At 67.6% G+C, this 8,015-nt stretch carries 5 protein-coding genes and 3 pseudogenes; 6 read left to right on the plus strand and 2 right to left on the minus strand.

Annotation, left to right across the window (positions count from 1 at the left end; translation table 11 throughout):
- Positions 1-388, plus strand: a 388-nt coding sequence (locus ABZV34_RS35640) for a transposase (protein WP_356286242.1), incomplete at its 5' end; no start/stop codon positions are given.
- 32 nt (positions 389-420) lie between these two features.
- Here ABZV34_RS35640 and ABZV34_RS35645 read toward each other — a convergent pair.
- A complete protein-coding gene (locus ABZV34_RS35645; protein WP_356286245.1) occupies positions 421-1,323 on the minus strand; it encodes a hypothetical protein in 903 nt (300 codons plus the stop codon).
- A 1,122-nt stretch (positions 1,324-2,445) separates the two neighbouring features.
- Between ABZV34_RS35645 and ABZV34_RS35650 the strand changes: the two genes are divergently transcribed.
- From ABZV34_RS35650 to ABZV34_RS35670, 5 genes and pseudogenes are all read left to right on the plus strand, one after another.
- A complete protein-coding gene (locus tag ABZV34_RS35650; RefSeq protein WP_356286248.1) occupies positions 2,446-5,631 on the plus strand; it encodes a tetratricopeptide repeat protein in 3,186 nt (1,061 codons plus the stop codon).
- Positions 5,632-6,501: 870 nt separating this feature from the next.
- Positions 6,502-6,624, plus strand: coding sequence for a hypothetical protein (locus tag ABZV34_RS35655; RefSeq protein ID WP_356286251.1), 123 nt, complete (start codon positions 6,502-6,504; stop codon positions 6,622-6,624).
- Positions 6,625-6,692: 68 nt separating this feature from the next.
- Positions 6,693-6,917 (plus strand): annotated as a pseudogene (locus tag ABZV34_RS35660) (HNH endonuclease); the annotation flags it as partial.
- A 211-nt stretch (positions 6,918-7,128) separates the two neighbouring features.
- Positions 7,129-7,455 (plus strand): annotated as a pseudogene (locus tag ABZV34_RS35665) (transposase); the annotation flags it as partial.
- A gap of 86 nt (positions 7,456-7,541) precedes the next feature.
- Positions 7,542-7,736: pseudogene (locus tag ABZV34_RS35670) on the plus strand (RHS repeat-associated core domain-containing protein); the annotation flags it as partial.
- 20 nt (positions 7,737-7,756) lie between these two features.
- Here ABZV34_RS35670 and ABZV34_RS35675 read toward each other — a convergent pair.
- Positions 7,757-7,897 (minus strand): hypothetical protein, encoded by a 141-nt coding sequence (locus tag ABZV34_RS35675; RefSeq protein ID WP_356286254.1) that lies wholly within the window; start codon positions 7,895-7,897, stop codon positions 7,757-7,759.
- Positions 7,898-8,015: the final 118 nt, after the last annotated feature.

An 8,015-nucleotide genomic window follows, 5' to 3' on the forward strand; every position in this document is an offset into this window, starting at 1 on the left:
CAAGACCGTCGTCTCCTTCGCCGCCCTGGACTGCATCCCCTGCCCTTTCAAGAACCAGTGCACCAACTCACGAAAAGGCCGCCGGCTCAGCCTCTACCCCCGCGAGCTCACCGAGACGATCCGCACCGCCCGCGCCCAGCAGCGGGACGGCACCTGGCAGCGCGACTACGCACTGCGGGCCGGGGTCGAGGGCACCATCCGCCAGGCCACCCACACCACCGGACTACGCCGAGCCCGCTACCGCAGCCTGGCCAAGACCCACCTCGACCACACCACCAGCGCCGCCGCCCTCAACCTCATCCGACTCCACGCCTGGTGGCACGGCCGCCCCCTCGACCGCGCCAATCACTGCCACCTCGCCAGACTCCAACTAAGCCTCACAGCATGAGAGTTGGAATTAGCCACCAAGATCGCGCAGGGTCAGTGTCGGCCCTTCGTCGCCTGTTGAGAGTCGTTGCAGAGATCAAAAATCGCGTCGCGCAAGTCCGGGAGGTCACTCAGTTCAATATTCCTGCGGTTGACGGCGTAGCTGATCAAGCCCAGGAGGCGGTGCACGATGTCGGCCTCCTGCTGCTCGCGCTGCCAGTCGGCGTCGAGGCCGTCGTCGACCGGGGCCGGCGGGGTCCTGAGGAAACGCTCGTTCTCAGCGACGCACTCGCGTAGGGCCCTGGGCCAGACAAGCGGCTCCTGCGGTGTCTCGCGCAGTGGCGCCTCCTTGCCGTGACGGATGGCATGCATGATCCGGGCTTCGTGGGAGCCGTCCACACGCTGCTGCAGGTCTTCGATGGCTGCCAACTGTGCAGCGGCACGGCGGATCCGCGGAGCATGGTTCAGGGCCCACTGCCGTTCGGCACGACGGCTACGGAGGTCACGGGCGTACTCGACTCTCTCGCTTTGCGTGGAGGGGACGGTTCCGTCAGGGCGTGTGTAGGCGCGTCCGAGTTGGAGGTGTCGTCGCTCGGCAGCCTGGCGGCCGCTCAGCTCCTGCCACTCGGCGATGCGCGCCCATGTGATCCGTTTGATGCGCGCCAAGGTGATGAGTTTGAGCTCGTCGTGGTCGAGCTTCTCCCGGAGCATGCGAATGGCCAGGAGCGCGGCCAGGATCTCGGCTTCTGTGGCGTCAGGCTGCAGGACACCCTCTGCACGCTGACAGATGCGGTCGTAGTTGCGAGCAACGTCCCGCAAGCGGCCGGGCGAGTCCCTGTCGTAGTGGGGAAGCCGACGGACTCCATCGGTTTTCTCGGTCAGCAGGGCCCACGCACGGGCCCGATTGTGCTGTCCGTTCAGGTTCTTCGCGTCCTCCGAACCGGGTGTCGTCTTCATGACGACACCTCGCGTCGTCCGTCAGACGACGTATCCGGCTCTTGTGTCCGCGCCGGCAGAACGAGGCCGCGCTCAAGCTCGGTTGGCTCCGCGCGTCCGGACTCCGGAACAGGGAGCTCCTCCGGGTTTCGCTGGCGAGACCTACGCCGCCAGGATCTCCACAATGAGCCCCCGGCAAGCAATGTGAGCGCGGACATGACCGAAGCTATGTACTGAGCGCCCGCATCGTGGAAAAGAGATGTCGACATCGTGTTCTCGGCACACGCCGTACGTGTGCGCGATGCCTCCTTGAGAGATCGCTGGTGCAGAGGTGTGTCCTGCGCGGGCGATCCTCGAACAGCTATATGAGGCGCACGACTTCAGATGAAACACCTTGCGACGAAGCCACTACGGTCCGTCCGTCACGGAAGTCTGCCCGGTGCACGAACACCGCATATGACCTCTCGCCACTCACGCCATAAGCGCTACCTTTCGCCACCCCTACTCAAGAGCGCATACAGTGCATATCGGGGCAGTGAACAGCAAAAGGAGTGTCGTCCTCCGGATGCACTTGCCTCCAGCCGCGCCATGCCCCCCGCCGCAGCAGGCAGCGTTTCTGCTCCTGGTCCACACATCCGGCTGCACGTGCCGGCCCTCAAAGTTTGACGGCCGGATCCTGCCCAGGGCGCTCGGGGGCAGCCCGAGCGCGGCTGAGGTGGACCAGCCGGCTTCCGATGCCTGCTCCGTACATCCGCTGAAAGAAGCTGTTCGGTAGGAGGCCTGCACGATCCGTGGCTCGTTCGGCGGCGGGACGCTATGCAAGGCCGGGTGGGTGCACACGCAGCCGGTTTGCCGGGCTTCGAGCAACCCGTGTTTCCTGCCCCGTTGCGGTCGGTGTGCGCTGGAAAGGATGAGTGCCGGGTTTGGGGGGCATAGCCGGGGTGGGGGTGGTCGATATGCGTGATGTCGGGTGGGTGTTCGCCGATTCGTGTCCAGCGGACGGGTGGGGCGGACTCGAGCCGCGCCAGGCGCCCGGTCAGGAGCATCTGATTGTGCCTGGGGGACGCAGTGTCCGGCGGTGACCCCGGCCTACAGCCCGAAGCCTCTGGTGTGAATCAGTGGGCGCGCGTGCGCGGTGGACGTGTGGTGCAGGTCGCTGGCGACCTGCACATGCACGACGAGGGCGGCGCGCGGCGAGAGCTGCCCCTGCGTCCGGTGGACATGCTCCCGGCTGCACCGGAGTGTCTGGTCGGCCGCGAGGCGCTGGTGGACGATCTGTTGCAGTTGCTCGAGCTGGCACAGGAATCGGCTTCAGGAGCGGGGGCCGCGGTGGCAGTGGGCATGGCGGGGGTCGGAAAGAGCGCTGTGATCCTGCATGTGGCACAGGAGGCGAGGCAACGCGGCTGGTTCTCCGTCTGCCTGTTCGTGGCCGTGCATGGATACCGGCCGGGCGAGGCACTGACACCGGGACAGGCGTTGGAGTCGTTGCTGCGGGGGCTGGGCGTCGAAAGCCCTGAGATGCCGACGGCGGTCGACGATCGGGCAGCGCTGTACCAAGCCGTGCTGGGGCGCTTCGATGATGCGGGAAAGCGCGTGCTCGTCGTCGTGGACGACGCTGCGGACGCCGGCGCCGTACGTCGTCTGCTGCCCGCCCGGCCGCGGCACCGGCTGCTGGCCACATCGCGTGATCGCCTCGCGTCGCTGCCGGCCCGCCTGGTGAAGGTAGAGGTGCTGAGCGCGAGCAGCTCCGCCTCGCTGGTCACCCGCGCGCTGGCACAGGCCGATCCAGCGGACGTGCGGGCAGCCAGGGAAGCGCAGGCGCTTGCGTCGACGGTCGAACGCTGCGGCTGTCTACCTCTCGCGCTGCACATCGTCTCCGCTCTGCTGGTCGCCGATCCTGGGCTGCGGATGGAGACCATAGCCGACGACCTTCGCGACATGAACCGGCGTCTACGGGCGCTACGCCATCAGGAGGGCGAGGAGATCCTGGCGGTGGAGTCCGCGCTCGAACTCTCCTACCGGCGTCTGCAGGCCGGTCCGGCGCAGGCGTTCCGCCGACTCGCGCTGAATCCCGGCCCTGATGTGTCAACCACGGCCGTGGCCGCCTTGGCCCATGTGGATGAGCGTGAAGCCCGCACTCGCCTGGCCGCTCTGGCCGCGGCCAACCTGCTCGCCGAAGAACCGGTGGGCGGTGGCAGATGGCGCATGCACGACCTGGTCCGGGCGTACGTCATCGGCCTGACCGATGACGAGGCTGGTGAGCAGGCCGACGCTTTCGGCAGGCTGGTGCGGCACTACGCCGATTACGCCGAGGACGCGGACACCGTTCTGCGTGCCCTTGGCGACGCCGGTGAGGACAAGGATGCGGATGCGCCCACACGTTTCCCCGGACGCGCCGCAGCACTGGCGTGGCTGGACGCCGAACGCCTCAATCTGGTGGCGGTCCTCGACGCGATCCACCCTGACGACCGACAGCTCGACGCTGTATGGCTGGCAATGGCCGTGCGGGAGTATCTGCTGACGCAGCGTCACTTCGGCGAGGCGGTCCGTGTGATACAGCAAATTGTGCCTATCGCCCGCGCGACGGGCGTCCTCGAGGCCATGGTGCTCGATTCGCTCGGCAGCGCACTGCACGGACTGGGCCGCTCGGACGAAGCCGTTGATCTCCACGTGCAGGCGGTTGCGCTCACGAGCGACGGGCTGGAGCAGGCCACGATCCTCAACAACCTCGGCAACGCCCTATTGGGAGCCCGACGGTTCGCCGAAGCCGCCGACGTCCACCGTCATGCCGCGGATCTGGCTTCGGCCGCCGGCGACTCAGCGTCCGAAGGCAGGGCACTGACCAATCTGGGCCGTGTCCTTGAGATGGCGGGTATGCACACGGAGGCCGCCGATGTGCTGCGACGCGCTGTCGCCGTCCGCAGTGCGGCCGGCGATCGCTACGGCGAGGCCCGGGCGATGGACACCCTGGGCAGCGTGCTCGCCCAGCTTGAGCTTTTCGACGAAGCCGTCGAACTGTGCACCCGGGCCGGTGTGTTCCTCGCGGACTACGGCGATCACGTCAGCCACGTCGTGAGTCTGAACAACCTTGGCAACAGCCTGCGAGAGGCGGGTCAAAGTCTGCAGGCCATAACGCTCTTCACCCGCGCCGTGGAAATCGTCGCCGCTCTCGACGAACCTGAAGTCGAAAGCATGATTCTCGGCAATTTCTCCAGGACCCTGACCTCGGCGGGTCAGCACGCCAAGGCGATCGCTCGGGCCTCCGCGGCCGTACAGAAGTCGCAAGGACACAACTTGCCCGCTGCGGAGGGGCAGGCCCTGCATCAGCTCGCCATCGCCCTTGACGGAGCGGGGCAGACCAACAGGGCGATCGAAACGCTCGCTGCGGCCGGCGATCGCAGCGCCTCGTGCGCCGACCGCCACGGCGAGGGCAGCGCACTCGGCCGGAGAGGTTTTCTACTCCTTCAAGTCGAACGCTTCACCGAGGCTATGGAAGTCAACGAGCGAGCGGCGGCCATCCATGCCGCCTGCGACGACCATGCCGCGGAGGCCCGAACTCTGGTCAATCTCTCTCTCGCCCTGGAATCACTGGATCGCGTTGACGACGCGATCGATACGTACGCGCGGGCCGCCGACGCCTTCGTCAGGGCAGGCGATGCGGCCGGCCGACAGGTTTCGCTTCATATGTTGAGCGCAGCGCTGCAACGGCGGCAGAGGTACGACGAGGCGGTCGACGTCAGGAAGCAGACCGTCGAGGTGGCAACCTCACTCAGCGATCAAGAAGACGTTCACCGGCAATGGATGGCGATCGGCTGGTGCCTGGACAAGCAACAGCAATTTTCCGCTTCAGTCGACGCCTACCGGCAAGCCGTGAGCGCTGCCGACACAGCGGGCCCGACCATGATCACGCGCAAGCTCGAAGCGCTGAACAGTCTCGGTGTGGCCCTGCTGCGCACGTCACGCAATGCGGCCGCCATCAAGGCCTTGGAGCAAGCGGTGACCGTTTCGGACCCGAAGGGGCGGGCGGACGCGCAGAACAATCTGGGGGTTGCACTGCAGGCTGTGGGACGCCACTACGAAGCCATCACCCTCCACCAGCGTGCGCACACCGCCTATCGGCGTCTGGGCAACCAGTCGGGACAGGGGCACGCACTCAACAACCTCGGTCTCGCGCTGACGGCACAACGGCACTATCCCCAAGCCATAGACGCGCTCACCGAGGCCGCGCGCCTGCATGTGATGTGCGGCGACCTGACAGAAGCCAACCGGGCCCTCGTCAGCCGGGCGGCGGCCGCGGAGGCAGCTTCGCGGGACGGGCTGGGAAGGTGACACGCCCCTGTACCAGAAAACGCTGCGACGTCGCTTCAGTCGCTCTGCCCAGGCGGTAGGTGGGCGTCGTCGCCGATCTGCAAGATGCTGCCGCTGTGGCCGGCGGACGCATCCTGGCGCACATCACGAGGCGGCGTGGGAGCCTCCCCCCGCGAGGGCACCCCTTGGCTACCACCCACTTGGGTCACCTGTCCCCCATGGGCGCGGGCGTTCTGCACGACACTTCCGACAGCCGCCGACGGCTGGCCGCCAGGGCTCCTGCCGATCCATGCCGCGCACGCAGCGCACACCGCGCCGGCCGCCGCGGTGGCGAACGCCGTAGCCACCGTCCAGTGATCGGTTCCTGTTCTGGGCAGCCAGCCGAAAAGTGACGTGCCCGCCAGCCACAGCACACCCACGAAGGTCACGACGGCAGCCGACACAGCCGTCACCCAGCGCATTCCCACCGACATAGCGCCCCCTCACGCCGAATGCACACCTCCACCATGACATCGATCCACGCAGAAGCCGACACTCCGCACCATGCGAAGTCGGCACCGAGCACTCGCGGCAGCACTGCCGGGCCACGGTCCGTCGGCACCTACCGGGAAACGGTGGACTCGTGACCACAGAGAGCCGACCCACGACCACCGGCACCTCACGCGCTCCTATGTGACTTACCGCCCGCTCGAGTGATCACCTGGCCGAACGCGTGGCCAGGGAGGGCACGGGACCGCTACGAAGATCAAAGACAATTTGTGATCTTCGAGAGGAAGCCCATCGTGCGTTGCGCCCGCGCCTCCCGTGCCGCTGCCACCGGACTCTGCTCACTCGCCGCCCTGCTTGTCCCCGCCACCGCCCACGCCGTACCCGCCGGCCACCTTCCTCGACATGCTCCCGGTGACACGGGTCACCCTTCCCGTCCGTGACTCCCTGGAGGGCCTGGTCGTCCAAGACGAGAGCCGGGCAGGCTACGAGCGCTCCAAGTTCAAGCACTGGACCGACGCCGACTAGAACGGCTGCAACACCCGCGCCGAGGTCCTTCTCACCGAAGCCGTCACCGCTCCCGCCGTGGGGCCGAATTGCGTGCTGACCGGCGGAACCTGGTACCGCTCGCCGAAGCCTGGGACAGCGGCGCCTCCGCCTGGACACCGAAAGAACGCGAGGCCTACGCCAACGACCTCGACGACGCCCGCGCCCTCATCGCGGTGTCCGCGGCCTCCAACCGGTCCAAGGCCGACAAGGACCCCAGTACCTGGCTGCCCCCTTACGCCGGCTACCGGTGCCAGTACCTCGCCGACTGGGTCACCGACAAAACCCGCTACGGCCTCGCCGTCGACCCCACGGAACAAGCCGCCCTCGCCGAAGGCCTGGCACGCTGCCCCGACCTGCCCATCCACGTCACCCTCGCCCGCCAGCCTCCCGAGCCGGACGGGACGGCCAGGCCGGGAGCCGCCATCGCAGCGTCGGCGCCCGGCGCGAGGCCGTCCTGCCCAGCCGGGGACGGTGTGTGGCGATCCTCTGGAGCATCCCGGACGGCCGGCCCGCACCGCCACCACGCCGGTACGGCCGTACACGCCGACGGTGGCGCTGCGGCCGGGCGAGCTGGTGCAGGTCGACACCACCCGGCTGGACGTGATGGCCGTCGGCGAGGACGGGAAGCCGGTGCGCCCGGAGCTGACGATCGCTCTCGATGTGGCGAACCGCTCGGTGGTGGCGGCCGTGCTGCGTGAGGAGGGCACCAAGGCCGTGGACGCGGCGCTGCTGCTGGCGGAGATGGCCGTGCCCCATCCCGCGCGGCCCGGCTGGCCCGGCCATCTGCGCCTGGCCCACGCAGCCGTCCCCTCACCCCCGGTGAAGGTGTGGACGCACCTGGCCGGCGTGTACGACGCGGCCGCGCACACGATCCAGCTGTACGTCAACGGCAAACGGACGACAAAACCTTCCTCGGTAAAACCACCGACCCCACCACCAGTCTCACCTACATAGGCGCACGCGAATACGACACCACCACCGGCCGCTTCCTCAGCGTCGACCCCGTCCTCGACACAGGTGACGCCCAGTCCCTCAACGGCCACACCTACGCGAGCAACAACCCAGGCACGCGCAGCGATCCGACCGGCCTCGAAAGCTGCGGCTCCGGCAACTACAGCTGCACCAAGGACACCATCGACACCATCAACAAGGACGGAGCGGGCAGCGGGACCTCGGGCAACAGCGGCACGACCGGCGGCGGCACGGCCTCCACCACCAGCACCGGAACGCTGTACGACTCTCGGGATTCCACAACGTCGGCTGGCGTCCCTGTCCCAGGGCTGATTCAAAGTCTGATCGTTGCAGGTCAGGCCAGTCCAAGTAGGTCAAGTGGACGGGTGAACGGTGTGTAGGAGGTCTCTCGGAGTCCT

The organism is Streptomyces sp. NPDC005195, from assembly GCF_040608315.1.
GTDB classification, from domain to species: Bacteria; Actinomycetota; Actinomycetes; order Streptomycetales; family Streptomycetaceae; genus Streptomyces; species Streptomyces kaempferi.